This window comes from Nocardia sp., from assembly GCF_025465275.1.
In the GTDB taxonomy this organism is placed as follows: Bacteria; Actinomycetota; Actinomycetes; order Mycobacteriales; family Mycobacteriaceae; genus Nocardia.
On sequence record NZ_JAODNK010000131.1, the window covers coordinates 42,621 to 69,062 of the forward strand.

Below are 26,442 nucleotides of genomic sequence, written 5' to 3' on the forward strand. Positions count from 1 at the left end.
ATGGGTGGTGTGTGTCAGGCAGCGATCGGGCGGCGCTCGGCGCGGGTGACGTTGAGCGGGCGCAGCCGCAGCACGTCACGGTCGTCGGCGATGAACCTCCAGTGCCGGCCGCGCCAGTCGGGGTGCTCGGCGCGCCACCGATCCAGTACCGGAGTGGACTCGATCGCCGGCACGGCTCCGGCACGGCCACGATGCACCAGTTGCTCATACTCACCACGCGAGATACTGATGACAGCAAAGGATTTGACGGACATGAATGACCTCCGAGGATGTTGACAATCGATAGCGCGGGAAGGGTGTGTGGTTACGCAGGACCGCGGTGGCTGCCGCGAGTCGCAGCAACGGCGCGAGATATCGGGATCAGTGCTCGAGTAGGTCCAAGACCTCGTGTGCGCTGGTGACCAGCCGCGCCTGACCGGTGCGGATGAACTCGTGGCAGCCGCGGGAAGCGGCTGAGTCGATCGGCCCAGGTACGGCCATGACGGGCCGCCGCAGTTTGTTGCCCCAGCGCACGGTGTTGGCGGTACCACTGCGGATCCCGGACTCGCACACCACGATTCCCGCCGCCAGGGCCGCGACGATGCGGTTGCGCCCGAGGAACAAATTCCTATTGGGTTCGACACCGGGCGGGTATTCACTGACCAGCAGCCCGGTCTTCTCGATCTCGGCCAGCAGGTCGGCGTTGCCCTGGGGGAAGAGCCGGTGCAGTCCGCACGGCAGGACTGCCACGGTGGGCTGCCCGGCCTCGAGAGCGGCCGCATGAGCAGTCGCATCGATACCGAACGCGCCACCACTGAGGATGGTCCACCCCTGTGCAGCCAGGTCCATGCCGACATACCGGGCGACCTTCTCGCCATACCCGGTGGAGGCGCGTGCACCGACGACGGCGATGGAGCGGTCGGTGAGCAGGTTCAACTGCCCGGGCCCACGGGTCCACAACGCGATCGGAGTGTGGGCCTCGACGGTGTCGAGATCACTGAGCGCGGCCGGCCAGCCCGGGTCGTCACGGGTGAGCAGCCGACCGCCGACGCGCTCAGCCCGTTCGAGGTCGAGCTCTGCCGTGCCGCGGGTCTGCGGGCCGAATCGTGAACGCACCCCGTCGGCAGCAATGCGTTCGGCCGAATCGACCGGCCCGTGCGCCGCGAGCAGAGCGCGCACCGTATCCGGGGAAGCCAACGCTGCGCGCGAGAGCAGCGCCCACGCCAGCAGACGCTCATCGTTTGTGGCCATCGAGGTTCTCCTTGGTGTGTGAATCAGGTTCTGCAGCACCGAGATCGATGCGCAGCACAGCAGCGGCCTCTATCCCGGTACGGCACAATCGGCGCATCCGCTGCGGCGGTGTAGCAGTCGCGGCTGCAATGCCCAGCAGGTATGCCATGCGGTGCTCGGGGTCCGCGGCCAGCGCGGCGTCCACCGCGATTCCTGCGCGCACCCCCTCACCGCGCAGCAGCGCGTGGAAAGCCAGCAGGGTGGCCGCTTCGGCGCGGTCCGGGTCCGGTAGCGCCCGCGTCAGAACAGTCCAGAGCCGTTCGGCGCGGTCGGCATAGACACCGGCGGCGACGCCGAACATCACGTCCCGTACGTCCGTATCACGCAGAGCGACAGCCACGTTCGCCAATGTCTGCGGTGCGGGGACGGTGTTGGCGGAGAAGGCTTTGATGGTCTGCATCACCTGCCACACCTCTTGGCGGGTGTAGGCGTCCGGGTCGCCGATGCGCACCGTGCGGGCCAACCGCTGTTGCGTGTCCGCGGCGGCGTTCGGTAGCAGTGCGGCCACTTGATCGCGCAGTGCCAGATCGATATCCACGAAAGCGGCGAGTTCGTCGCGCGTGCGGTGGATAGGCCGACCAATAGCCTTGTGTCTTAGCGCGATCGGTGACCTGGCAGGGTTCGGGAGGTGCCCGTGCTGTTGGGGGTCGAGTGGGTTCCACCATGCGGCGTCGGTAGTGATGACACGTGCACTGAAGGCCCCGCCGAGTTTCAGGCCCATCGAATCGAGATGCGTATCCAGAGCCTCGAGAACAGAGCCGTACCGGTCATCGGTGGTGACCGGTACGGCAGGTCGCGGTTGGCGGTCATCGACCAGGACCGCCAGCACGGCGGACGCGTCCGCCTGGCGACACATTCGTGCCGCGAGGTGTGCGATCTCGGTGTCGGTGAGTCGTTCCTGCTCCAGCGGAGACGCCGTGCGCACTGCGAGCGGTACGGAGAGCGCTCGATCGCAACCGGTTTCACGTTTCACGAAGACCAGGACCAGTGACCGGTTCGGGGTGAAGCCGAGCATGGCGGGGACAGAAACGATCAGGTCGGCTGGATCGGCGATAGGCGGCGGCGAATGCATGCAGGGAACTCCTAATCGTGTGGCAGCGAGGAGATTCGGACGACGTGGCATCGGTCGGCGACGCGCATGTGGCCCAGGTATGTGAGGGAGCCCGCCGCCGCAGTGCCCTTGGGCACGGTCGGTTGTGCGGGCGTGTGCAACGAATCGGCGAAGGTCTCGCAGCGTGTGACTGGTGGTCGGTAGCGTGAGGTGCGCGAGGGACTGGCTGGGTTGTCGTGTACCTGTCAGGAGTTGTTCGCCATGACCGAAGACCCTCACCCGCGTCGGGCTCGCTCTCTCGCCCCGCAGTCGCCGGAACTTGTTGCACGCCTGCAACGCTCACGCCAGCGCAGTCTGCAACGCCGCGCCGCGGCCACCGAGCGGGAGAAGACCATTACCCGCGCAGTGGGCGACTACCTCGCTGCATGGAACGCGATTACCCACACACAACAGCGCCGCGATAATGAAGTCGAGCGGTTGCAAACGCAGATCGCCGCTGTGATCGATGATGCGATGGCCGAGATCGCGACCCACGAAGACGAACAAGCCGCTGCCGCAGCGGTGGTTCGCGCGCAGGTGCCCACCGACGAGGAAGTCGCCGATCTGCTCGAAATTGCAGTCAAACGCGCTCGCCAACTTCTCGGCGGTTCCCGCGCGGGCACCTCACACCAGTCCAGACGCAGGCCACCACCCCAATCCGCGGAATCCACGGATCTGCCAGCCGCCGCTACGGTCCCCCCAGGTCGACACCCGTCCACGAACAACGCCCCGGTCGGTAACACTTCCGACCCGGCCCAAGGCAGGGCGGAAAACCCAGCGGGCACCGGGACGGCGCAGCCCTCCCCGACAACGTGCCCCCCGCCCCAACCCACGGCACTGAATCCAATGCAGCAATGAACTCTGCGGGTTTGGCATCGTCGCAGATTGCTCACGCCGACACCGATACTCGCGAGCAGCGCCGGAAGGGGGAACCCTCTTCCGAGGCTCCGTGATCGTGTGTGTCATCGCCTGGCTCGAACCGGCCACACGATGCCTCAGGCAAGGGATGTAGTTCGCTGCGCGGCGTAATCCAAGCCATCGCCGATGGTACGTTCGGCCTCGGCGTGAGTGAACCGTTCTATGCCGATATGAGTGGCGGCCGCGTCGTAGAGGGCGGCCTGCGCGTCGCGCCGGGCGAGAATGCCCTGTCCGACAAGCCTTCCCAGGCTATTGGCCGCCAGCAACAGCGTCCGATGCCGTGTCCCCGGGAAGGCTGCGCGCACCCGGGCGGCCTGATTGGCCACCGCGGCCCGTACGTACGCGTCAGGATGGTGCGGCCGGTTCTCGCCGCGGATGGGCTCTGTCGGCGGTGGCGGTGTCATCAGCGCTGCGAGCCATGCGGGTAAGCCGAGGGGCTCTCGTGGATCGAGCACCTGGTAGTGACCGTGTCGCAGCCGCGAGCCCGCCGCGACGACGTAACCACCCTGTGCCCGGGTATCGATTCGCGGTCCGAGAAGACCGATCGTGTTGCGCAACTGCGGAAACCGATCGGCTCGGTAATACAAGTGGCAGCCGCCCGACGGGGTCGCCACACAGAAAGTCGGCACCGGCATCGGCCGGCTGTGCCGGACTGCCAAGTCTGCGAGCGAGTCTCGTCCCTCGTGGGTCTTGCGCGGTTCTGTTTCCGGATGCTGGTGCGCAGCATCCAGGTCGAGCACGAGCAACTGGCTCGGCCCGCAGGCGATCGCGACGTTCAGGGCCGGGCCGCGAGTCCACCACGCACGGATCCGGTCGGGGTCCCGCGATGCCTGGTTCTCCCAGTCGGTGATCGCGGGAAGTTTGGAGTAGGCGTGCAGAGGAAAGATGTGGAAGCCGCGTTCAGCGTTGGCCAAGGCCGTAGGCAGCATTCCCGCGGATTGTCGGGAAGCCCGACGCCCGGTGCGTGCGGGCGTGCGGGTGTCCGCTGATCGTGCCCAGGTCATAGGGTGTCGGTGAGCCGGTTGAGATCCAGTGCCGCTGCCACCATATCGAGTACTGTCGGCTCGTTGTCGGGGGTGCCGCGTACTTTGCGTAGTCGCACGATCGGCACCTTGTGCAAGCGGACACCGTACCCGGAGGGGCTGGATTCGTTGCCGTCGACATGGACGATCTCGTAGTCGCGTGCGTCGATCAACGCGGAATACCACGGGTCGGCGGGTTTGCCCGCACGTTGGGCTTCTGCGGATTCGGGATCGGGCATGGTCCATTGGTGGCACTCGCAGTCGGGGTCATCGCACGGTGTGATGCGCGCGGCCACGGCATTGGATCGGTAGGTCGGCATGCGCCCGCCCAGCATCGGGCACCCCCGTGTCGAGTAGGCGGCGCACGAAGGGTGTAGCCCGGGTTCGGGTGCGATGCCACGGAGCCAGTCCTGCGGCCGGATGAAGACCACGACCTGGTTGCCGGGCCCTTCTCCCTTCCCGAGCTCTTCGCCGCAGACCTGGCACAACCGCAGCCCGAGCACCACTGCGTAGCGTTCGGGGTCGATCGCGCCCCAGACCGGTGAGCGGCGTCCGCGGTGACACAGCGTCAGATACGGAATGGTCAGACCTTGCGCGGTCGGCGCGTCGTGCAGGTCAGCTAGGACGGGGGGTCGGGACGAATTCGCTGACGATGCATCGAAATTCACAGCTCTCTCCTCGGAACGGGCGATTGCTCGCGGAAGCAACGTGGTCAGGACGATGCGGAGTCGTTGTCAGTGGTCGGGTGCGCGGACAAGGTCACGATGATCGAGCGTGTCGGCCGGGCCGCGGACTCGATTCGTACGTGGACCACAGCAGAGACGGCGCCCGGGCCCGCCGGTTCCGCGAGCCAGGGACCGAACGCCGCAGGGGCGACCTCAGGCAGGGACGCCTCGATCCACGCCAGCAGAGCCTTGGCGTCGGTGATCACCATCGGGTGTGCCCGGTGTGCGGGTTGGCGTTGTGCACGGCGACCACGGTCGGTGCGAAGGGGACCTCGGCGCTCACCGACCGTGTCAGTACCGCCTGGTAGCCGCTGGCGCTCCACGCGCCGGACGCGATGACGAAACCTCGTTCGGGGCAGGCATCGACTGGCAGTAGGTGCCACTGAATCCCGGAGTCGCCGAAGCCTGTGAAATGGTTTTCTTCCCAGCGGATTTCGCTGTTGCCATCGGCGTTTCTGCTGTGGATCCGGGTGGCGCGTTCGACCGAGATCAATGCCATGCGTGGTGCGGTCGAGGTGGCGGTCGCGGCTGTGCTGATCGCGGCGAAGGCCGCTACCGGTGTTCCGCCCTCGGGTGCGGTGGCGAAGCTGACGCGATAGCCGACGACGAGCACCCCGCCCGAGGGCGCCTCGGGGAGCGCATCCTCGCAGCCGGGCACGATGCGCAGCCGGGCGGTATGGCTGTGCGGGTCAGTGACCACCGATATCACCGCCACTGTGGTTGGGCAGCTGAGAAACGCTGCGCCGGTTCGAGTTCGATGGGATGGACGAGGGAATCACGCGGGAACTCCGTTCTGTCGATGCGTGGCCGCGACTCTCGGACGGTGTGGTCGGTGATGGAGCGTTCCGGGTCGGCACGGTCAGGCGGCGTCGAAGTATTTGAGGTCGGCGTAGCGATCGGTGCCGGCGAGGAATTCGCAGTCGCAGTGCGGGAATTCGTGCCAGCACTCCTCACAGAACCCGCATGCCGCGCAGTGCGGTCCGGTGCGTTCGATGTCGTACTGGCCGCAGTAGTCGCAGTAGTCGTAGAGGTAGCTACCGGGCTTCGCGGTGGTGCCGGGTGCGCGCCACCGATACGAGTGGTTGGAGTACCAGATCCCGTCGGCGGACCAGTGCCCGTGGTGTTCGTTGAGCAGGTATGCGGTGTGCTTGTAGCGTGGGTCGACGGTCAAGATGATCATCTTGTCGCTGTTCAGCCAGTACTCGAGCCCGGTGCGGCCGGTCCAGGAATCGATTGGCCCGAACGGCTCATGGGGAAGGAAGTCCTCGGCCGCCACCCGGGTGTCCGAGCGCGGATCGCCGATCCGGGGGTGCACGATCTGGGGGAGGACCCCGTTGTGTGCCAGCACCGTTCGCTCATCCCCGCCGATCGCGAAGGGATGGCAGTTCTGCTCGCTGACATATCCGTGGGTGGCGAAGCGGGAATGAAACAACGCCGGAGTATCGGGGAACAGTGCTCGCGCGGAAGCGAATTCGTTGATCACTGCGTCGGCGTCGAGCCCGCGGCCGACGAGGATGTGGTCGTCGGCCACGATCGCGTAGCCGTGTCCGTGCGGGTTTGCGGCCGCCCCGTCGCGCAGCGTTTCCAGATCGGGGACGATGCCGGGCTTGTAGAAGCTCAAGATGCACATGAAAGGGCCTCCATTTCCGCCAGCAAGGGCAGGTAGATCGGGTGTGCTCGCACCCAGGTGACGAACGCGGTCCATTCCCAACCCCGCCGGCGCGCCACGTCACCGGAGGTGAGGGTGCGGGTGTATTCCACCGAGGCGGCGACGAAGGCCAGAGCGGCTTGGACCTGTTGGGGGTGTAGGGAACTGGCGAAGATGCGCACTTCGAAGGTCTCTTGCGGATAGACGTTGATAGCCTGGTAGCGGCCGTAGCCGAAGCGTTCGCCCTTGGCGAATTTGGCGATGCCGGCGCGAGTTTCGGGAGTGAAGCTGGCCCAGTCCTCGCTGCGGCGGCGAGCCAGCCGCACGGCATGGGATTCGTTGCGGTAGAAAAACTTCATCCACCGGTACACGTGCGCCGGGGAGTCGAATCCGTCGCGGGAGACGTGGACGTGGATCCCGACCTCGTTGTCGATATAGGCGCCACGAACACGCAGCTCCCGCAACACATTCCAGGGAAACTTTTCGATGGCCCAGGTGTAGCTCATCGGGTGGGTGACCAGTTCGAATCCGTTGCCGTAGCCGATGGATCCGTCCTCTTTGAGGTAGCCGATCCGCCCGAGATGGTTGGTGGCGATGTCGACGCAGTCCTCGAGGGCACGGCTCGGTGTTTTGACCTCGAGTTCCAGCCCGAGGTAGACCGGGCCTTCGCCGTGGAAGACGGGGTCGGGTTTGTAGGTGTAGTCGTAGATCCGGTCATCGCGCTGGTGGGCATCGCAATAGGAGCAGTAGGTGCTGCTGGTGAGGCGATCGCAGTCGTGGCATTCGCGGTATTGGTCCGCGCAGTCGCCGCAGACGTTTTCATCGTTGTCGAGCAGTCGTACGGAGCGGGCGTACAGGCGGCATTCCGAGCACCACCAGTAGTGGTAGTCGCGGCACCCGTCGCAGACGACGCCGTCGGTGACGGTGTGGTCCTCGGAAGAGGTGTAGAGCTCGCAGCATTCGCATTCGCGCCATCGCGCAGCGCAGTCGGTGCACAAGGTCCCGTCATCGACGGTGGTGTGAACCGTGGTGACGCGGTCACCGCAGTCGTTGCAGAACGGAAGACTCTCGCAGGCCGCGCACAGCGCCCCGCGCTCGTGGCCAGGGGGATCGTCGGGAAGCGTTGCAGCGCAACGGGCGCAGGGGGTGCGGGCTGTCAGCGTAGTGGGCATAGGGGGCCTTCCTGGGCGATGAAGAAGGGCAGGCGGAATCCGAGGATGGGCAGACGAAATCGCCGCCGTAGGCGCGTGTGCTCGGCGTGCATGGAACTTCGGGGGTGGGGCGCGCGAGTTTCGCGAACACATCGCGTGTGCGCGGCGAAGACGGCCGGATCAGCCGCGGCTGGACCGACGGATGCGGTCGGAGGAGGTAGACATATGAGAGCGCAACTGGAGATTTGATGTTGCTGGAGAACTGATGCCGCCGGTTCACCGAAGGGTGGAGCTAGCGGATGTCGCTGTGGCGCAGCGCGAGGGCGGGCGTGCGTGAAGCCGCGCCACAATCGCAGTGGGGAAAGACGTTGGCGCAGTGAAAACACCAACCGCAGCGGCCGCAGTACCGGCCGCGTCGGCTGAAGTCGACATCACCGCAGCCTTCACACACATACATCCATGCCCGTGCGCGCAGCAGCCCAGATGTCATGTCAGGTCGATAGCCAGGGTTGGAATACCAGATCCCGGTATCCCAGATCCCGGCCGATTCGTTGAACACATAGGCGTTCTCGGCGAAACTCGGGTCGACCGTCAGCAGGACGAGTTTGCTGCTCCCGAGCCACGACTCCAGGCAACGCCGACCACGCAGGGTGTCGTAGGACCCGAAAGGATCTCGCGGGAGGTAGGTTTCGGCGGCGATTCGGGTATCCGAACGAGGGTCGTACGGCGCTGGCTGTACCCGACGGGGGAGAACACCGTTGTGCGCCAACACTGTTCGCTCATCTCGGCCGAGCCGGAACGGGTGGCAGTTGTCGAGGCTGACCGTGCCGTGAGTGGCGTAGCGGCTGTGGAACAGTGCCGGGTGGTCCGGATGCCGCCTCCGGACAGCGGTGAAGTCATCGATCACCTGCTCGGCGTCCATGCCGCGGCCGACCAGGATGCCGGTATCGGTGACCACGGCGAACCCGTGACCGTCCCTGTTGACGTGAGCGCCGTTTCTCAGCGCCGCAATATCAGGGTCGATGCCGCTCGGCAGAAACGTCAGCAAGCACATGCGAGCACCGCCATCTCCGCGGCCAGGGGTGCGTATTGCTCGCGCTGGTTCACCCACGCGGTGAACTGATCCCAGTCCCAGCCGTGCTGCTGGATGACGTCGGTGGAGGTGAGGGTGCGGGTGTATTCGACGGTGGCCGCAGCGAACGCCAGTGCTGCTTGAACCTGTTGCAGGTCAAGGGATCCGGCGAATACACGCAATTCCAGGCTTTGGCGTGGGTGCGGATTGATGGCCTGGTACCGGTTCAATCCGTACCGGTGCATATCGTTCTTGGCGGTGTGCTTGACCCGCTCGCGCGCGGTGGTGGAGAACTCGGCGTATGTCGATCGTCGCCGGGCCAGGGCTACTGTTTGCGGTTCGTTGCGGTAGATCAGTTTGGCCCACCGGTAGATGTGTGCGGCCGAGTCGAACCCGTCGCGCGAAACATGCACGTGGATACCGACGTTCTGATCCGAGCGGCACCCGAGATTCCTCAGACGCTCGAGCAGCTGCCAGGGAAACTGCTCCATCGCGAACCGGTAGTCCATCGGATGGGTGACCAGTTCGAAGCCCAGCGGCTCGATCGAGGAGTCGTACTTGAGATACGCCAAATCACGCACATGGTCGCTGACCGTCGACGCACACGCCTGGTAATTATGGGACGGGACAACGATTTCCAGTTCCAGGCCGAGAAACACCGGGCCGTGGCCGAAGAATCGCGGATCGGGCTTGTAGTTGTAATTCCAGATCCGACCACCGGAATCGCAGCTGTCGCAGTCGGTGTGCTCGGGCATGAGCGTCCCGCAGTCCACACACGAGCGGTAATTCTGTGCGCACCGCGAGCACACGCGGAAGCCGCCGGAGACGTAGCGGCTATCGGCGGTGTAGAGGGTGCATACAGTGCAGCGGTCGAAGAATCGGTTGACGCAGTGTGGGCAGACCCGGTCACCGGTATCGGTGCGAAATGTGGTGGGCGCGTGGTACCGGCAGCGCGCGCATTCCGACCATCCCGCTGCACACGTGCGGCACAGCCGCCCGAGTTCGACGGTCACTGCCAGGTACCGACTGGGTTCGCGACACCGGTCGCAGCGCGGCAAGACCGACACACATGGTGGGCAGACTGTCTCGGCATCCAAGATTCGTTGTCGCCGACCGGAAACTACAGAATGACACACCGCGCACGACGGCGCCGGCGAAGCAGGTACGGGCATAGCGGGATCGCCTTCCACTGGGTCGAGAAACGACAAACGCCGCGACGGAGGGAATTCCGTCACGGCAAAGAAGAATCGAGCATTCTGAGCAGAAGAAATGAAGGTGCAGTCTGGCGCGGAGTGGTATCAGAGGGTGGCCGCGCTTGTAGCCAAGGCTCCGTCATGCACAGCTCGCATGACTTCGGGATATCTCTACTCAGGCGCCCAGAGCGAATACAACGTCACGCTTCGGGGTCTACATGCTGCCGCTTTGTTCTGGGGCACGTGCGATAGCGGTACGTGTGGATAGGCAGGTGCTGGTAGTCAGGGCAATGAGGGCGCCTTCGATCGTGCAGCGCTCCTGTCCCGTAGCTGCGAGGATCTACAGCTAGATATTTGCGTAATCGCCTGCACTCCAAACGATCCGGCGGAAGTCGTTGGGAGAGAATGACTGTTGTGCCGGAATCCCGGGTGCAACGGCGTACGGCCAGAAGCAGTAGCCACATCGGTGGCAGTAGTAGCCAGCGTTCCAAACACTTCGAGCGGCGTGGCGACCGCGGATGATTCGATTGTTGCGGCGCCTCCGAAGTACGGCTGCTGTGAGTAGCAGCAGAGAAGGGGTCGCGAGTGAGAACACGTAACCCATACATACGAGGATGTACAGGGGTACTGAGACATCCTTGTGGGGTTCAACGATTCCTATGACAGCAGCAACAGCGATGAGAAGCGCGGGCATCGAGAGTATGAGGCCGAGCAGAATCAGCTTGCCTGTGCGTCGCTGCGCCGGTTCCGGTGCCAGCGACTGCGCCAGCCGGGTGGAGCGGGTTCGCTCGATCGTGGTCGAGCCGAACACCGGGACGAGACCGCTCGGGCCGATACCGACCCCGGAGTAGTAGTCGGATCCGAAGGACGTCGCGGTTCCCGATGCCCGGATCGCGGGCACGCTCTGTACCTGGTCGTCGTGTTGGCATGTGGGGCAGTTGAAGTCGTATCCCACGGTGGCATCCTGTCCCGCTGCGGTTGCGCCGCGACGGAGACGGTTGCCGCGCAACAGCGCCTGTGCTGGTTCCCGGTGGTGCGATGTTTCGATCCATCGAACACCGTTGCGGCGCGACTGTCGAGTGGGAGTTGTGTGGTTGATCTCTGATGTCATCAACGGTTCCTTCATGTTCGACGCGTTCGCTGGTGGCACGACAGTGCGGGGGCGGTATAGCCGGTCAATGGGTCGGAAGTGCGGCCTCCTCATCGCCCGCTTCGGCACACTCCAGGCAAGGTGATCTGGCAACCCGTCTCACCAACGCTCATGAAAGCCGTTGTCTAGCAACGTGAACACGATGCCCAGCCTGACGAACAGCTACCCCGATACAGTGCGGGGCCGACATCATGCGGCCGTCACTCAGGATCTGCCCGGGAGAACCATCCCCCGCGTGCGGGGGCTGATGCCCCAATCCATGGTGTCGCAACGGGGTTCGACCCGCCGACGTAGTGATGCGCCAGGATGGTTGAGACGTGTTTGCTGGGGAGTCGCTGGATTTTGATATTTCTCCGCGTGTCTTGGCGTGACGCGCCGGTGGGTTCGGCGGAGGGGCTGCGGTAGTTGATTGCGCGTTAGCGCTTGAGGTATCGGCGCCGGATAGGCAGCCGCGATCTCAGCCCTGTCCTACGCGGTATGTCTGCACAAGTTGATCGCCGTGCGTGGTGGCTCGGCAATTGGAACCTCGGCTTAACCGATCGGCCCCTCGGCACCTTGTCGGGTCGTTCTGAGTGCAGATGTGGGGACGTCGGGTTCTGTCTGGGCGTGGTGGCCGGATGAGGGCGACCTGCCGACCTAATGATTTCGCGTTCACGAAGTTCCGGGTACAGGCCGCATGGGGCTGGCGCACAGATACCCCGTATCGGTATGCGGCCTGTCCCGTCATAATCCCGTTGCGTGAGTCGACTGGCTGAGAAACGTCGGGAAATGATGAGCTTCGATGGGAGCTAGCTTGTGCAGGTAGAAGCCCCCAAACCTAGCTTGACGGCACCACGAATTTCTGACTCCCGATGATGATGAACATAGGGCGGCAATTCCCGCTGCCGACAACATCAAACGTGCAGGACGTGGTGTTGTCCGCAAAATCAGCGCCCGCGGCTCGACAGCGTGAGTACGGCCGCGAAGGCGCTCGCGTCATCGACGCCGCCGGGCCATGCGCCGGTGCCATCCGGGACCGTGGACGGCGGTGTCCGCAGGACAGTCGTCCGCAGGATCCGCTGGGTGACACCGGGGGCCGGTTGATAGGAAAAGCCCAGTGCTTGGGCTACGTCCCAGGTATGGATGACCGTGTTCCTGATTTGCTCCTCGTAAAGGGTCGCAATGTCGACCTCTTCCTGAAACCCCTTCACTCGACGAAGCCGGCTCATATCTGTCACGGAGGCGAAGGAGTTCTCCATGAGACCGGCCGTCCGCCGGTAGCCCACTTCGAGTCCGGCACCGCCGTAGTAATAGTCCACGGAGGTATCAAGGGAGGCCCTGTCCAACGAGCCGGCCCACTGCCGGTATGCGACCTTCTCGCCTGCGACCGCTGTGGCGACGTCGATGTTCTGGTCGATGAGGTGCAGGCACAGCTCACCCACGTCCCGCGCGGAATGCGGCACCGGACACCCCAGCGCGTCCTGTGTGACTTCGGATAGGAACGACGCCAGGTCTTCGGTCAGGGTGTGCAACATGGATACATCCACGGCGTGTCCTCACTTCCCACTTCGCTGGTCTCCACATCCTGGTGAGGTGGGGACTCGGCACATCCCGGCGCCCGTGCTGGGGTCGGGGACACTGAACACGCCGGATGCCGGCGCGGTAGATCCTCTACCACGGTAGACTATTTATGAAAGGGCGTCTATGTCTGAGAAGGGCGAGGCGGGGGACGAGCCGGACCTGGGTGCACTGCTGGCTCACGTGTTTCCACAGCTGGCGGCGCTGGAGGAACCGATCCTGCGGGAGGCGGGGCTGTCGATGTGGGAGTACGCGATTGTGACCGAGTTGGCGTCGACGGAGGTCGTGTCGCAGGTCGAGCTGTCGCGCCGCACCCGCCGCGACCCGACTCGATTGGGCAGGCATCTGGACGAGCTGACCGTGCGCGGACTCGTCGCTCGTGCACGTGCGAGCGATCAACGACAGCGGACTGTTCACCTGACCGGTAGCGGGCGCGATCTGTACGCGAGGGTCAAGAAGCGCGTCAGGGTTGTGGAGGACGAGTTCCTCCACACGACCCTGTCCGTGGGAGAAGCCGCAAGCCTCCGGGACCTGCTCGCTCGGCTCGCGGCGCCCAGTGCGCCGGTCGGTGACCGCTGATCCACCGGCACGGAAATGACTGCTGCCGAAGCTGTTTCGTTCATTCTGCATGCAGCGAGGCCCGCCGACTGCCGGCTCGCTCGGCTGCCGATCCCGAAGTACGTGGCGCGGCGGCCGGGCCGTCTCAGCGGGGTCGCCGGTAGGCGGCTTCGGCGTAGGTGATCCAGCGGGCGGTGTCGGTGTGCGGGACGACGACCCAGTCCTTCATCGGGCGATGGCGGTCGGAGGGGTCGAACAGGGCGGCGCCCGGCAGGGCGAGAGCTTCGATATGTTCCTCGGTGCCGGAGATCAGTCGGCAGGCCAGACCGTCTCGGAAGAGGCAGGCGAAGGCTTTGCCGTTCGCGTCCTTATAGGCGGGCTTGCCGAAGACCTTCGATGTAACGACGCCGAGGTCGGCGAGTTGCGCGGCGACGCGCTCGAAGTCTTCCTGAGGAGTCATGGACGCGAGTGTATTTCGGGGTGGCCGCCGGGGCGCGGTGGCCCGCCTAGAGCGCCTTCTCTCCGATGGCGGCCAGCAGGTCTTTGAACACCGGGTACTGATACAGCAGGCTCAGGGGTATCGGAACCGCGTTCTTGCCGAGCTCGGTGCTGAGGTGGATGGCTGCGAGCGAATTTCCTCCGGACAGGAAGAAATTGTCTTCCGCGCCGGGCTCGACGCCGAGGACCGACGACCATACTCGGGTCAGGATCGGTTGTGCGCCAGTCGTTTCCGCTGCGGAATCCGGCGCGGGTGCCGGCTCGGCCGGGTGCGAGCCGGTGTCGGGTGCGGGCAGGCGTGCGGTATCGACCTTTCCATTGGTGGTGAGTGGAATCTTGTCCACGACCGTGTAGGACGCCGGCCGCATGTACAAGGGCAGCATGCGGGAGACCGCGCCGCGCAGCTCGGACAGATCCAGCTCGTCCCCGACTACATAGGCGTCCAGGCGTGCGGTTTCGAACCGGCCACCGGCCTTGTTGAACACCACGATCGCGTCCCGGACGCCGGCTTGGCGTGCGATGCAGTTACGGATCTCATCCAGTTCGATGCGGTAGCCGTTGATCTTGATCTGATGGTCGATGCGGCCGAGATGCTCGAGCGTGCCGTCGGTGCGGATTCGCCCTAGGTCGCCGCTGCGGTACCACCGCTGTCCTTCGGGGCCCGCCACGAACTTCGTTGCGGTCAGCGCGGGATTTCCCGAATAGTAGAGCGCCAGACCGGCACCGGCGACGAATATCTCGCCCGGAAATCCCGGGGGCGCCGGTCGGAGGTCGGGGCCCAGCACGGTGCAGTGCCAACCCGCGATGGCGTGTCCCACCGATCGGGGCGCGCGCAGTGTCGTGTGCTTGGTCACCGGTTGCGCGGTGACGTGGACGGTGGTCTCGGTGATCCCGTACATGTTCACCAGCTGGCAGCGACTTGCGGGATAGCGGTCCAGCCAGGCTGCGGAACTGTTCGCCTGCAATGCTTCTCCGCCCAGGATCACGAGCCGGACCGCGTCGAGCAGTGGTGCGTGCGCATCGAAATCCACCAGGTGGGCGAAGGCCGACGGCGTCTGGTTCAGCACCGTCACACCGGTTCTGCGCAGCAGCTCGTGGAACTGGTGCGGATCGCGCGCCGCGCTCTTCGGTACGACGACCACGGCGGCGCCGGTGGCCAGTGCGCCCCAGATCTCCCACACCGAGAAGTCGAAGGCGGGTGAATGAAACGCGCTCCACACGTCCGTGTCCGAGAGTGCGAACTTCTCGGTGAGTGAGTCGATCAGTGCGACCACACTGCGGTGGGCGATCACCGTGCCTTTGGGCCGGCCGGTGGTGCCCGAGGTGTAGATCGCATAGGCGGGCGCACACTCCGACAATCCGCCCGGCAGTGCGACTTCCGACGGCTCGCGGGCGGCGAGGGTCGAAATCTCCACCGCACGAATCGAATCCGGTAGTGCGGTCAGCAACTCCGGCGCGACCACGGCCACCCGCGCGCGGGAGTCCTCGATGATGTACCGCAGGCGTTCCACCGGGAACTCGATATCGACGGGAACGTAGGCAGCGCCGCACTTCCAGATGCCCAGCATCGTGGCGAACAGCGTCGCGGACTTCGCCGCCGCGACCACCACGAAGTCGCCGGGCAGTACCCCGAGCTCCAGCAGGCCTGCCGCGATGCGCTCGGATTCCGCATCAAGTTCCCGGAACGACGTCGACGTGGTCCCGTCCAGTACAGCCGTCGAGGAAGGGCGGGCAGCCGCATGCGCGGCAATGCGCTGTTCCATTCGACCACCCGGGCCCGGGGCGCTCCCGGCGTCGACCGAGATCGGTTCCGGGACATCGGTATATGCGATATCGAGGAGTCGCAGATCCGGGCCTGACACCGGGATCTGCGCATAGACGAAGCCGAGTACTCGCGCGATCTGATGAATGAACTCGGCCGCCTCGGCCGCCCGGCTCTTCAGCAGTACCCGGGCGATACCCGGATCGGAGGTCGGATGGATCGCGACGTCGAAATCGTGCGATGCGGCCGGCCTCGGCAGGAAAACGCCTGGCGCGGCGGTGTAATCGATGATTCGCACCGACCGCAGACCATGGTCGGATTCCTGCTGCGCCGCTGGGGCGGTTGCACCCGGCGGGGCGGCCGAAAGCTGGGACGCTACATCCCCGATCGAACTGTGCAATCCGAATTCGCATGCGGCAGCGCGGGACTTGGAGACCATTCGCTCACGGACGGTCGGTGACTCCAGCAATACGTCTGCCGTCGCCAAGTCGACCGAGAGGGCCGCGGTATCCAGGAAGCGGGCCAGCACGATGACGACCGCGGCCGCCAATTCTCCGGTCCGGTACGCATCACCGAATTCGATGTCGACAGCGCCGATCAGGGAATCGGACGTGTCGGGCAGAGCCGGTAAGGATTGTGCTCCGGCACGATCGAACTCGGCGCGAACGGCACCAAGGTTGCCGTCCGCCAGCAGCACCAGGTCGGTGACACCGCCGGCATAACTGGTGCAGGTCAGCCGCGCACGCAGCCCTGCGGGCAGCGGATGCGCCAACTGCTGGCGCACGAGTCTGCCCGCTCGCTCCGAGGAGGAGTCGAAAGGGGCGCTCTGGTGCCAGATCCCGAGCGTTTCGGGATCTCCACCGAGCGCGGCGGCAACCCGGGCGGCAAGCTCGTCGACGCCGCCGGGCGTGCTGACACGGACTGCGATTCCGACAGGGTGCGATGGGACGTCGAGTCCGCCATCGGTGACGTCGTGAGAAGTTTTCATCGGCTGCGCTTCTGTGCGAGGGCTGATTATCGGGAGGTGAAGCCGCCGTCGACAGTGACTATCGAACCGACCACGCTCCGGCTTCTGCTGGAGGCCAGCCAGGCGACAGTCTCGGCAATATCCTCCGCGGCGACCAGTGCGTTCGAGGGTTGATCGCGGAGGAACATCTGCTCGTGGTCACCGCTGAGGTCGAGTGCGTTCGCGACCTCGCGCAGCATTCTTCCTTCGAGTTCCGGTGCGTCGTGGACAGATCCGGGGCAGACCGCGTTGACGCGGATGCCATGGGGAGCCAGATCCAGGGCGGCGGCCTTGGTCAATCCGACCAATCCGTGCTTCGAGGCCACGTATCCGGCGAAATTCCGATAGCCCACCAGACCGGCCGTGGAAGCAATATTGATGATGCTGCCCGAGCCCTGCTGCTTCATTATTCGCGCGGCCGCGGAGAGGACCTGGAAAGGTCCGGTGAGATTGATATCGAGCATGGTCGACCAGTCGTCGGAGGTTACCTCCTCGACACTGCTACCCGAAGGACCGACAATGCCTGCGCAGTTGACGACAACGTCCAGACGCCCGAATCGCTGCAGCGCGAGCCGCATGGCCTCATCGATATCGCGTGTATTCCGAACGTCACCCGTGGATGTTTCGGCATTCGCGCCCATTTCGACGCACAATCGCCGGGTGTGCTCGAGCTGGCTCTCCGAGCCCAGTGGATAGGGCACCTCGGGGGTGTCCTTGCCGATGTCCATCAACACCAGGGACATATTCGACTCGGCCAGTCGAACGGAACAGGCCCGTCCTATACCGCGTGCCGCGCCGGTGACGAGCGCGACTAGATGATCCTCACTTGCCATGGGCGATACGCGCGGTTTCCGCGATGAGCTCCAGGGTCTCCTCGAGGTGGTCAGCGAGGTACATGTGCCCTCCCGCGACCGTCTCGATCGAGAAGTTGCTCGATGTCGCCTTGCGCCAGCCGAGCATATCGGCCTCCGAGACCAGTGCGTCGTCGGTCCCGCGCAGCGTGGTGATGGGCACATCGATGACGGTGTCGTGGTCAGCGATGTACGACTCGTGCATAAGCACGTCGGCCCGCAGCACGGGCAGAATCAGCTGTCGCATTTCGGGATTGGCGAGTGCGGGATGGGTGTAACCCGCGAAAGCCTCCACCTTTGCCATGAACTCTTCGTCGGTCAGGGTCGAGGCGCGCTCGGCGCGTGGATGCCAGGGGTCGGGCGATCCGCTCACAAAAACGTGATCGACCATGGCCCCGAGGGCGCGGGCTGTCTCGAAAGCGAGAATTGCTCCCATGCTGTGACCGAATACCAGTATCCGGCTGTCCGAGTCACTTTCTGCCCGAACGTATTCCGCAACTTCGGCAGCCGCCGTCCGGATGTCCACAAATGGCGGATCAATGAACCGCTCTTCATGACCCGGCAGCTGGATCGGCAGTAGATCGATCCCTTCGGGGGACTTCGTATTGCGGAAGAACGAAGCGCCGGAGCCAGCAAATGGAAGACAAACAAGCTTGAGATTCGACACTTGGCGATGATCGCATACGTCCGTGTTCGAGTCTCCAATTCGGAGTTCAGGCAGAACTTCCCTGCTCGGGGCGGCTGTGACCGCTGAGATCGGTTCGTGTCCTGATCTGTTCTGATAGTTGAAACGAATGAAAGTCACTGTGACCTAGATCACTTGCATCACAAGCGCCCGCGGCAGCGCCGCTCTGTCGTGCGACTCGTACGCGGCGAGCCGCCAATGCGCATCGGCAATCGTTTGGCAAGCTCCAGGCATGTCCTCTTTGCCCGATTGCATACCCGGGTAGCGGCTCACCGTGGCCTGGCCGCTACATGGTGTTCCCGCGCCGATGCTGGCGATCGGGGGAGTGCCGCCGGATGCCGCCGGATGGGCCGTGGAGATGAAGTGGGACGGGGTGCGGATCATCGCGGTGTGCGAGGCGGGGGAGTGCCGGCTGTACAGCCGTAATGGCAATGAGGTCGGCGGCTCGTACCCAGAGGTGGTCGCCGCACTGAACGTGCTGGCGGGGGCCGGAACTCTGCTACTCGACGGGGAGATCGTGGCGCAGGAGCCCGATGGCGCGCCGTCCTTCGGGCGTCTGCAGCGTCGCATGCATGTGGCACTGCCCGCGGAGCAGCTCGTAGCAGAGGTTCCGGTGCAGTTCTTCGCCTTCGATGTGCTGCGGATCGGCGCTCGCGACACCATGCCGGAGCCCTATCTCGAGCGCCGGAAACGGCTGGCGGAATTGGACTTCGCCGTACCGCTCTCCGCACCGCCGCACTGGATCGACGTCGATGCCGAGAAGTTGCAGCAGGTGGCGCTGGAGCATCGCCTGGAGGGGATCGTCTCCAAGCGTGTCGATTCGGTGTATCTGCCGGGGCGCCGGTCACCCGCGTGGATCAAGACGCCGCTGCGGCAGCGCACCGAGGCGGTGGTTGCGGGCTGGACGCCAGGTGCGGGCGCGATGGGATCCACCTTCGGCTCACTGGTGCTCGGCGCATACGACGATAACGGCCGCTTCGTCTACATCGGAAATGCGGGCACCGGCTTCACCCAGGCGGCCCGCCGCATCATTCGCGCCACCCTCGGTGAAATCGAAACGTCGGCAAGTCCTTTCGAGGAGCCGCCACCCGAAGCCGCTGCGGCAGGCTGGCGCTGGGTGGATCCGATCCTGGTCGGAGACGTCGAGTATCGCGAATTCTCCGGCGCGCGCCTGCGTATGCCGAGCTGGAAGGGATTGCGCACCGACAAAGTCCCGGCGCAGGTCGACGTGCCGCCGGTGCGCTGAGGCGCCGAGCGAACACCCGGTTGCGGCAACACAATTGGCGAAATTCCGCGAGTTCGGCCACAATTGGAGGGATGGGCGGCGAAGGGCAACGAACGCTGCGCGAGCTCTCGGCTGCCGATTCGCTGAAGCGGTTGGCCGGTGCGCAGTACGGACGAATTGTGCTCTCGCGCCGCGGAATTCCGATCATTCGGCCGGTGAACCACATCGTCGAAGAAGATGCGGTCCTGGTGCGCGCGAATTTGGGCGCGAGTCTGCTGGGCGGTGACGGGCAGATCGTCGCGTACGAGGCGGACGACTTCGACGAGCACACCCGCCGCGGGTGGAGCGTCATTGTCACGGGGGTGGCGCGCGTGATCACCGATCCCGAACAGGTGCAGCGATACGAGACCCTGATCGATTCGTGGATCACCATGCCCATGGATCACCTGATTCGCATCGAGACCGAGGTGATCACCGGCGTCGAACTCGTCGATGACGTTACCGATGAGTAGTTCCCCGGCCTGGCGACTGTGACCCCCGATACGTCTCCGGTACCCTGACACGCCGTTGGTCCGAGCGCGGCAATCCGTCGGCAAGCTCGGCGCGGCCCACGCATCTGTGCCAATGGAGGCCGAGATGCGGTGCGGCCGCACGCACGTGGAAGGAACACATGACAGCCTCTGATAGGCAGGCGCCGGCCGAATCGGCCGAACTAACCGGGGACGAGGGTTACTCCCGGGGACTGTCACCGCGCACCATCCAGATGATCGCCATCGGCGGCGCTATCGGCACCGGCCTGTTCTACGGCGCGGGCGGCGCGATCGAAAAGGCCGGCCCCGCGCTCATCCTCGCGTATCTGGTCGCAGGCCTGGCCATCTTCGTCATCATGCGGGCGCTGGGCGAGCTGCTCACCTACCGCCCGGTCACCGGCAGCTTCGCCGATTACGCGAACGAATTCCTGGGCCGCTTCGCCGGCTTCGCCACCGGCTGGACCTACTGGGCCGTCTGGGTGAGCACCTGCATGGCCGAGATCACCGTGGCCGGTAAGTACGTGCAGTACTGGTTCGACATCCCGCAGTGGGTCACCGCGCTGGTGGTGCTCGGCATTATGTTCGGGCTGAACCTGGTGTCGGTGAAGCTGTTCGGCGAGGGCGAGTTCTGGTTCTCCATCATCAAGGTCACCGCGATCATCGCCATGATCGCCATCGGTATCGGCGTGCTCATCTTCCACTTCGGCCATGCCGTCAATCCGACGCCCGCCAATCTGTGGAACGACGGCGGAGTGTTCCCGAACGGCTTCGGGCAGGCGCTGCTGGTGCTGCAGATCGTCGTCTTCGCCTATGTCGGTGTGGAGCTGGTCGGCGTCACCGCCGGCGAGGCCCGCGACCCGAAGAACACCTTGCGCAAGGCCATCAATACCCTGCCGTTCCGCATCGGCCTGTTCTATGTCGGTGCGCTCATCGTCATTCTGTCGGTGTCCAGCTGGCGTAATTTCCATGCCGGGCGCAGCCCGTTCGTCGAGGTGTTCGAGCAGATCGGTATTCCGGGCGCGGCCGCCATCATCAACTTCGTGCTGCTGACCGCGGCGCTGTCCTCGTGCAACTCCGGCATCTACTCCACCGGCCGCATGCTGCGCAGTCTGGCGCAGCGCGAGGAGGCGCCCGCCCGGCTGGGCGCGCTGAGCACACGGTCGGTGCCTGCCACAGGTATCGCGGTATCGGCGGCAGTCATGGTGATCGGTGTGGCGGTGAACTACTTCTCGCCGGAGAAGGCCTTCGGCTACGTCACCTCGGTCTCCACCATGGGCATCATTTTCGTCTGGGGCATCATTCTGGTCTGCCACCTGATCTATCGCGCCCGCGTGAAAGCCGGCCTGCTCCCCGCGAGCGACTACCGCCTGCCGGGCGCACCGGTGACTTCGGTACTGGCCCTGGCCTTCCTGGCGCTGGTCGTCGTGCTGCTGTTCTTCACCGACTCGGGCCGCACGGCCATTGTGGTCGGTGTGGTGTGGGGTGCGCTGGTGTGCGCCGCCTACCCGCTGCTGTCGCGGCGGCGGAACACCATCGGGTAATAAGCTCACTGCACTATGCGACTGGTGCAGCGGATAGACCTCGGCACAGTGCCCTACCGCCAAGCGCTTTCGGACATGACGGAGTGGGTGCTGCAACGCCGGGCAGGGACAGTCGGTGACCGGCTGTTCCTGCTCGAGCATCCGCCGGTGGTCACGTACGGCCGCCGTACCGAACCGGCGGATCTACCCGTCTCCGACCTCGAGCTGGTCGAGGTCGATCGCGGCGGTTTCGCGACGTATCACGGTCCGGGACAGCTCATCGGCTACCTCATTGTCGGTCTTGCCGACCGTGGGCCGGTGGATATCGTGCGGTGGCTGGAGAACGGCCTGATCGAGGCGTTGGCCACCTTGGGCTTCAGTGCCATCCGTCGTGAAACACCTGCCGGTTCAACAAGTTTGGTGGGCGTGTGGACTTCTGATCACCGAAAGCTCGCATCCATCGGAATGCGCATTCGAGGCGGCATCACCAGCCATGGTTTCGCCTTGAACATCGACCCGGACATGCGGCCGTTCCAGCAATTCACCGTGTGCGGCATTCATGACGTCACCATGGTTTCCCTCGCCGAACTCGCCTCCGAGCGCGGCATCCCGGTCCCGGGCGATGCCGGGATACGGGGCGCAATCGCGAACGCTCTGGGCTGCTGACACCCGACACGATCCGACGGAACCCGAGACACCCACGCAGCCCCCGGACTACCTTGCGAGAGAAGGCAAGAGCCCTGGGAGCAGTCATGAACGACCCGCGTCGGTACGTCGTTATCGGCGGCGGCCTGGCCCCGGTCTGGCCTCCGCGGTGTGGCTGGCGGAGGCGCGCGACAACCATGGGTACCAAGGGTTTCCGGGCGCTGGCAGTGCCTGAATCAGCGTCTACATAGATCTCTAGTGTCGGCCACCGGAGTGTCAGACGCTAGAGATGTACGTGTGTCACGGCTACCGACAACGCCTTTCGGCGCTGAGGATTTGACCGTGTCCCACACCGACGCTTGTGGTGCAGGAAAATTCTGTTTCGAATTCACCCCCAACCGTTTAATCGCGGTTGGCAGACTGCGGCGAACCCGGCGATGGCGCGGGCGAGGTGGTGTCGGGCGGATCTTGTTCCGGCATCGCCGCACCGGCGCATGCTCGGTCACCCGGATCGCGGGCAATTGCCCGCGCCGCCGGGTGGCTTTGGTTTTACCCAACAACACCCGTTTGGCCAGGTTGATACTCGCTACATGGTCGCGATTACCCCCGACCCGGCAGCTCGGGCACCACGCACAGTGGTAACCACCCGGACGAGACAGTGTTTCGTCGCAGCCTGGACACAACGCCGACGATCCGGGTGCGGGCACCGAAACCACCACGACGCCAGCCCCAGCGGCGGTGTGTGCTAGGGCTGTGACCGCGTGGCGGCGGGCCGACTGCGCCGCCCGGTTGTTGTTGACCCGCCCATGTGAGCGGGTCTCCAGGGTGGTGAGATCTTCCACCGCGATCAGCTGTGCGCCCGCCGCGACGGCGTAGTCGGTGACCTGACCTGCGAAGTGGAACGCCAACTCCCGGTTGACCTTTCCCCGCTTGGCATCCACCGCGGTGCGGTGCGCCTCGAGCACGGCGATCTTCGCCTCGAGCCTTGCGCGAACCTCGGGCGGGGCGCAGGCGGCGAGCCGGGTCAACCGTGCCGACTTGCGGTGCAGCATTTGACCTTCGGTTTGCAGGCGCGCCAGTTTCACCCCGAGCCCACGGTCGTCGTAAGTCCAACCACGAAAATCCGAGGACAACCCGTCCGAGCCGTGCACTACCAGCGCGGCGGCACCAAGCGTTGACGGAGACCAGTCCACCCCCACCGCGACGGTTCCCGCCGTCAGGTCGGCTGCGGGCACCATCTCGGTTGCCGCGCACCGCCATAGCAGGCCCTTGCAGTCGATGGCCAGGGTCGGCAGATGCCAGTCGGTGACAGCCCTGTCGTGCAGGTACTCCCGGAGGGCGGCGGTCAATCGGACCCGCCGCCAGTCCGCCCGCCCGGCCGGGGCGGGGCAGGTAGGCAGCTTCACAGTCAACACCAACTCGCGCCCGGCCACGGTGAGCTGCGCGAGCTGTTGATCGGCTGCGGACAGGCGGGCCATCGCTGCCATCTGCGCGGGACTCTGGATATCGGTGATCCGCAACCGCGTTGCCTGCATACCTTCGCTGCCTCGCGAGCGGGCGATGAGTTGACGGCGCACTCCCCGCGCGAAGCCCGACGGCACATGATCCTCGCGGCCGGTGGGTGGGGCGAAACGTCCTGTCGCCGGATCGAATAGGGCAGATAGCGCGCCGACGGCGGTGTCCCGGTAGGCCAGGGTCCGCAGGGTGGTCGTCACCTGTGCGGTCACCACCCGGGTCACCCTCGAGGGCACGTAGATCCCGTCCGGGTAGGTCGGGGTCCAGCCCAGACGGGCCGCGGCGACATGGCCTTGTGCGGGCAGTTTGCGGTCTTGGGTGTCGCTACCGGCTGCGAGCACATCGAAGGTGCCCGGCTGCCACAGCCGGGTTAGCAGGTCGGCACTGGCACCGGAGATCAGGTCGAGCAGCCACCCGACCCGAGTGTCGACCTCGTCGAGCCCGATCGATTCCCCGGTCGCGTCGTCGACGGCTAAATACGCGCGGGTGGTGAATGAGAACTGTCGCGCTACAACAAGTTCAGTCACGTCGAGCACCTCGAGCCCAGTCGCGGCGGGAATGCTCGTCATGCTGTTCGCCGAACAGACCAGCGGCCTGGGCCGTAGCCCGCTGGGGCAGTCCCTTGCCGGTCCCAGCGTATCTACTGCCCTGCGCCGGGCGGCGTGCATGCCGCGCGGGGTCCACCCTCACAACGGGCACGACCTCGATCACGGCGTCATCGGTCATGAGAGCCGAGGAGGCATCCAGCGCCGCACCCACGGTGTCGGCCAGGCGGGCGACGCGGGGTGGGCGGGTGGCAATGTCTCTCGAATGCATGTTCGAATGCTATCACTGCTGATCACCGTCGGGAAGTCGAATTATGTTGTGAACTGCGATGTTTCATATAATCGACTTCGTCCGGATAGCCCGAGCCGTGTAGACCCTATGCATCACACCGGTGGTACGTCTCGCCTCTTTCGCCGATTTTTGCCGCGTCGGTTCGGCGGCGATTCGGAGGGCAGGCCAATCCCCGGCGTCACCCGCGCGGCGGCGTGCATACCGAGCCGCCGGAAGCGTTGATCGGAGGTGAGGTCGGCCAGATCTTCAGGCAGTCACTCCGGTCTCAGACAGTATGAGATCTATGTAGACGCTCGCGGCCGCGGCTCCCGGAAGTAATTGAGCATCAGCCGGGTGATGTCCGCTAGAAAGCGATCGCGGGGGATCGGCGGATCGTCGAGGAGGTAGCGAATGGTGAGATGTTCGACCGCGCGCACCAGCATCCAGGCGGCCGCGTCGGAATCCACATCGGCCGGCATGGCGCGTGCGTGCATGGACAAGGCCAGCCGCGCCAGCTCGCCGATCTGCTGTTCGAAGGCGAATACCGTCGCGCCGGAGGACAGGCGCGGCGTCTGTTCGACTACGGCACGCAGCAGCTCGCGGTGTGTGCCCAGCGCATCCAGGAGCTCCGAAATCGTTTCCGGCACCGCGATTTCCGGATTGCGGGTCATATTCGCTACCACGCGGGCGCGGACACGATCGGCGACCTCGGTGGTGTAGCGCTCGATCACCGCGGCGACCACGGCATCCTTGTTCGGGAAGTACTGATACAGCGATCCGGGACTGATACCGGCCGCCTCGGCAATGCGATTGGTCGAGGCGCCGTCGTACCCGTGCCCGATCAATACCTGCTGGCCCGCGTCGACAATGCGCTCGACCATGGCGCGGGAACGCTGCTGCTGCGGTGATTTTCGCGGCGCGGCAGGCGATTTCGGGAGTTGTCGTTTCGGTGGCATAGCGTTTCTGCGACGGTTCGGAATGCGAATTGAATGCGAGTAATTATTCGTGTCAGCCTGTGGCCATGGTGTCACAAGCTGTCGTTGGACGCGAGCCGGTGCCGCTCGGCCCGGACTCGCTGACGTGGAAGATCTTCGGCTCCGTGTTCTACGGGCCGACCGGATTCTTCATGGGCATGGTGCAGAACATGCACCCTGGACTCGGTGCGGGCGTGGAGTTCCACTCCGACATCGGGAGCGAGCCGTATCAACGCGTCCTCCGCTCCGCCTATCCGATCATCGGTGTCGTCTTCGATGGACCGCGGGCGCGGCAGACGGCGCAGGAGATCGTCGGGTACCACCGTGAGATCAAAGGCATCGACGCGCAAGGCCGCCGCTACCACGCGCTCGACCCCGGCACCTTCTACTGGGCGCATGCGGTGTTCTTCATGCAGACCTTGCGCACCGCGGAACATTTCATGGGCGGCCTGACCGGCCCACAGCGCGAACAGCTTTGGCGCGAGCACTACCAGTGGTACGAGATGTACGGCATGAGCATGCGGGTGGTGCCGGAGTCCTGGACCGCCTTCCGCCGCTACTGGCGCGATATGTGCCACAACACCTTGGAGCCGACGCAGGCGGCGTGGGATGTGTACAACCTCATCGATACCGCGCCGGTGCCACCGTTCCCGGTGCTGCGGCGGCTGCCGGAACCGCTGTGGGAAAAGCTGATTCGCCCGACCGGCGCGGGACTGGTCAAGTTCATCACCGTCGGTCTGTGTGATCCCGCCATTCGCGACACCATGGGCTTCACCTGGACCGATCGCGATCAGTGGCTCTTCGGCCGACTCTGCCGGGCACTGTCCGCACTGAATCGTGTGACGCCGGAAGAGGTGAAGTACTCCTTCCCGCGCATTCGTGCCGCCCGCCGCCGGGTGGTGGGGAAGCGGCCCGAGGCCATGGCGCCGCCGGAGGCGCCCCAATCGCTGTGGCCCGCACCGGAGCACCGCGCAGATCCCAAGCACTACTGCCCCGTCCACACCGATCCGGGCGGTGACGCGGTCACCAAATTCCGTCAGCTGACCGGGTTTTAGAGCAGAA

The 26,442-nt window shown here is 65.1% G+C and carries 27 protein-coding genes; 6 read left to right on the plus strand and 21 right to left on the minus strand.

Going from position 1 to position 26,442, the window contains the following annotated elements; genetic code table 11:
* Positions 1 to 14 precede the first annotated feature (14 nt).
* The 14 genes from JWN03_RS28410 to JWN03_RS28475 form a co-directional block, all read right to left on the minus strand.
* On the minus strand, positions 15 to 254 hold the full coding sequence (locus JWN03_RS28410) for a hypothetical protein (protein WP_297621489.1): 240 nt from the start codon (positions 252 to 254) through the stop codon (positions 15 to 17).
* A 106-nt stretch (positions 255 to 360) separates the two neighbouring features.
* Positions 361 to 1,230: a DNA-processing protein DprA gene (dprA, locus tag JWN03_RS28415; protein ID WP_297621491.1), complete on the minus strand. Its 870-nt coding sequence runs from the start codon at positions 1,228 to 1,230 to the stop codon at positions 361 to 363.
* Complete coding sequence (locus tag JWN03_RS28420; protein WP_297621493.1) at positions 1,214 to 2,341, minus strand: DUF4192 domain-containing protein; 1,128 nt, start codon at positions 2,339 to 2,341, stop codon at positions 1,214 to 1,216. The genes dprA and JWN03_RS28420 overlap by 17 nt, the downstream gene beginning before the upstream one ends.
* A gap of 318 nt (positions 2,342 to 2,659) precedes the next feature.
* Positions 2,660 to 2,956: a hypothetical protein gene (locus JWN03_RS28425; RefSeq protein ID WP_297621494.1), complete on the minus strand. Its 297-nt coding sequence runs from the start codon at positions 2,954 to 2,956 to the stop codon at positions 2,660 to 2,662.
* Between the two features lie 398 nt (positions 2,957 to 3,354).
* On the minus strand, positions 3,355 to 4,206 hold the full coding sequence (locus tag JWN03_RS28430; protein WP_297621496.1) for a bifunctional DNA primase/polymerase: 852 nt from the start codon (positions 4,204 to 4,206) through the stop codon (positions 3,355 to 3,357).
* 71 nt (positions 4,207 to 4,277) lie between these two features.
* Positions 4,278 to 4,967: a hypothetical protein gene (locus JWN03_RS28435; protein ID WP_297621498.1), complete on the minus strand. Its 690-nt coding sequence runs from the start codon at positions 4,965 to 4,967 to the stop codon at positions 4,278 to 4,280.
* A 44-nt stretch (positions 4,968 to 5,011) separates the two neighbouring features.
* The gene (locus tag JWN03_RS28440; protein WP_297621500.1) at positions 5,012 to 5,233 is read right to left on the minus strand and encodes a hypothetical protein; all 222 of its coding nucleotides are present in this window, start codon (positions 5,231 to 5,233) and stop codon (positions 5,012 to 5,014) included.
* Complete coding sequence (locus JWN03_RS28445; RefSeq protein ID WP_297621502.1) at positions 5,227 to 5,724, minus strand: hypothetical protein; 498 nt, start codon at positions 5,722 to 5,724, stop codon at positions 5,227 to 5,229. Before JWN03_RS28445 ends, JWN03_RS28440 begins: the two co-directional genes overlap by 7 nt.
* A 159-nt stretch (positions 5,725 to 5,883) precedes the next feature.
* Complete coding sequence (locus tag JWN03_RS28450; protein WP_297621504.1) at positions 5,884 to 6,654, minus strand: class II glutamine amidotransferase; 771 nt, start codon at positions 6,652 to 6,654, stop codon at positions 5,884 to 5,886.
* A complete protein-coding gene (locus JWN03_RS28455) occupies positions 6,642 to 7,844 on the minus strand; it encodes a hypothetical protein (RefSeq protein ID WP_297621506.1) in 1,203 nt (400 codons plus the stop codon). Before JWN03_RS28455 ends, JWN03_RS28450 begins: the two co-directional genes overlap by 13 nt.
* 271 nt (positions 7,845 to 8,115) lie before the next feature.
* Positions 8,116 to 8,877, minus strand: coding sequence for a class II glutamine amidotransferase (locus JWN03_RS28460; protein WP_297621508.1), 762 nt, complete (start codon positions 8,875 to 8,877; stop codon positions 8,116 to 8,118).
* Positions 8,865 to 9,650, minus strand: a complete 786-nt coding sequence (locus tag JWN03_RS28465; RefSeq protein WP_297621511.1) for a hypothetical protein — start codon at positions 9,648 to 9,650, stop codon at positions 8,865 to 8,867. Before JWN03_RS28465 ends, JWN03_RS28460 begins: the two co-directional genes overlap by 13 nt.
* 784 nt (positions 9,651 to 10,434) lie before the next feature.
* Entirely contained in the window at positions 10,435 to 11,199 is a 765-nt protein-coding gene (locus JWN03_RS28470) for a hypothetical protein (protein WP_297621513.1), read from the minus strand.
* A 965-nt stretch (positions 11,200 to 12,164) separates the two neighbouring features.
* On the minus strand, positions 12,165 to 12,752 hold the full coding sequence (locus JWN03_RS28475; protein WP_297621515.1) for a hypothetical protein: 588 nt from the start codon (positions 12,750 to 12,752) through the stop codon (positions 12,165 to 12,167).
* 169 nt (positions 12,753 to 12,921) lie between these two features.
* On the opposite strand from JWN03_RS28475, the gene JWN03_RS28480 reads away from it, so the two are divergent.
* The gene (locus JWN03_RS28480; RefSeq protein ID WP_297621517.1) at positions 12,922 to 13,374 is read left to right on the plus strand and encodes a MarR family winged helix-turn-helix transcriptional regulator; all 453 of its coding nucleotides are present in this window, start codon (positions 12,922 to 12,924) and stop codon (positions 13,372 to 13,374) included.
* 124 nt (positions 13,375 to 13,498) lie between these two features.
* Here the strand turns inward: JWN03_RS28480 and JWN03_RS28485 are convergent, their stop codons facing one another.
* Genes JWN03_RS28485 through JWN03_RS28500 form a run of 4 tightly spaced genes read right to left on the minus strand, consistent with a single transcriptional unit; the run spans position 13,499 to position 18,275 of the window.
* Complete coding sequence (locus JWN03_RS28485; RefSeq protein WP_297621519.1) at positions 13,499 to 13,813, minus strand: hypothetical protein; 315 nt, start codon at positions 13,811 to 13,813, stop codon at positions 13,499 to 13,501.
* 46 nt (positions 13,814 to 13,859) lie between these two features.
* Complete coding sequence (locus JWN03_RS28490; protein WP_297621521.1) at positions 13,860 to 16,601, minus strand: non-ribosomal peptide synthetase; 2,742 nt, start codon at positions 16,599 to 16,601, stop codon at positions 13,860 to 13,862.
* Positions 16,602 to 16,627: 26 nt separating this feature from the next.
* The gene (locus JWN03_RS28495) at positions 16,628 to 17,452 is read right to left on the minus strand and encodes an SDR family oxidoreductase (RefSeq protein WP_297621523.1); all 825 of its coding nucleotides are present in this window, start codon (positions 17,450 to 17,452) and stop codon (positions 16,628 to 16,630) included.
* Positions 17,442 to 18,275: a thioesterase II family protein gene (locus JWN03_RS28500; RefSeq protein ID WP_366914488.1), complete on the minus strand. Its 834-nt coding sequence runs from the start codon at positions 18,273 to 18,275 to the stop codon at positions 17,442 to 17,444. Before JWN03_RS28500 ends, JWN03_RS28495 begins: the two co-directional genes overlap by 11 nt.
* A 187-nt stretch (positions 18,276 to 18,462) precedes the next feature.
* On the opposite strand from JWN03_RS28500, the gene ligD reads away from it, so the two are divergent.
* The 4 genes from ligD to lipB all read left to right on the plus strand — a co-directional run bounded on the left by ligD (position 18,463) and on the right by lipB (position 22,096).
* Entirely contained in the window at positions 18,463 to 19,401 is a 939-nt protein-coding gene (gene ligD, locus JWN03_RS28505) for a non-homologous end-joining DNA ligase (RefSeq protein ID WP_297621527.1), read from the plus strand.
* Between the two features lie 71 nt (positions 19,402 to 19,472).
* Positions 19,473 to 19,892, plus strand: coding sequence for a pyridoxamine 5'-phosphate oxidase family protein (locus JWN03_RS28510; protein ID WP_297621528.1), 420 nt, complete (start codon positions 19,473 to 19,475; stop codon positions 19,890 to 19,892).
* Between the two features lie 158 nt (positions 19,893 to 20,050).
* Positions 20,051 to 21,451, plus strand: coding sequence for an amino acid permease (locus tag JWN03_RS28515; RefSeq protein ID WP_297621530.1), 1,401 nt, complete (start codon positions 20,051 to 20,053; stop codon positions 21,449 to 21,451).
* A 15-nt stretch (positions 21,452 to 21,466) separates the two neighbouring features.
* Positions 21,467 to 22,096 (plus strand): lipoyl(octanoyl) transferase LipB, encoded by a 630-nt coding sequence (gene lipB / locus JWN03_RS28520; protein WP_297621532.1) that lies wholly within the window; start codon positions 21,467 to 21,469, stop codon positions 22,094 to 22,096.
* 215 nt (positions 22,097 to 22,311) lie between these two features.
* Here the strand turns inward: lipB and JWN03_RS28525 are convergent, their stop codons facing one another.
* From JWN03_RS28525 to JWN03_RS28535, 3 genes are all read right to left on the minus strand, one after another.
* Entirely contained in the window at positions 22,312 to 24,117 is a 1,806-nt protein-coding gene (locus JWN03_RS28525) for a zinc ribbon domain-containing protein (protein WP_297621534.1), read from the minus strand.
* The gene (locus JWN03_RS28530; RefSeq protein ID WP_297621536.1) at positions 24,110 to 24,406 is read right to left on the minus strand and encodes a hypothetical protein; all 297 of its coding nucleotides are present in this window, start codon (positions 24,404 to 24,406) and stop codon (positions 24,110 to 24,112) included. The genes JWN03_RS28525 and JWN03_RS28530 overlap by 8 nt, the downstream gene beginning before the upstream one ends.
* 302 nt (positions 24,407 to 24,708) lie before the next feature.
* A complete protein-coding gene (locus JWN03_RS28535; protein ID WP_297621538.1) occupies positions 24,709 to 25,362 on the minus strand; it encodes a TetR/AcrR family transcriptional regulator in 654 nt (217 codons plus the stop codon).
* A gap of 65 nt (positions 25,363 to 25,427) precedes the next feature.
* Between JWN03_RS28535 and JWN03_RS28540 the strand changes: the two genes are divergently transcribed.
* A complete protein-coding gene (locus JWN03_RS28540) occupies positions 25,428 to 26,435 on the plus strand; it encodes an oxygenase MpaB family protein (RefSeq protein ID WP_297621539.1) in 1,008 nt (335 codons plus the stop codon).
* Positions 26,436 to 26,442: the final 7 nt, after the last annotated feature.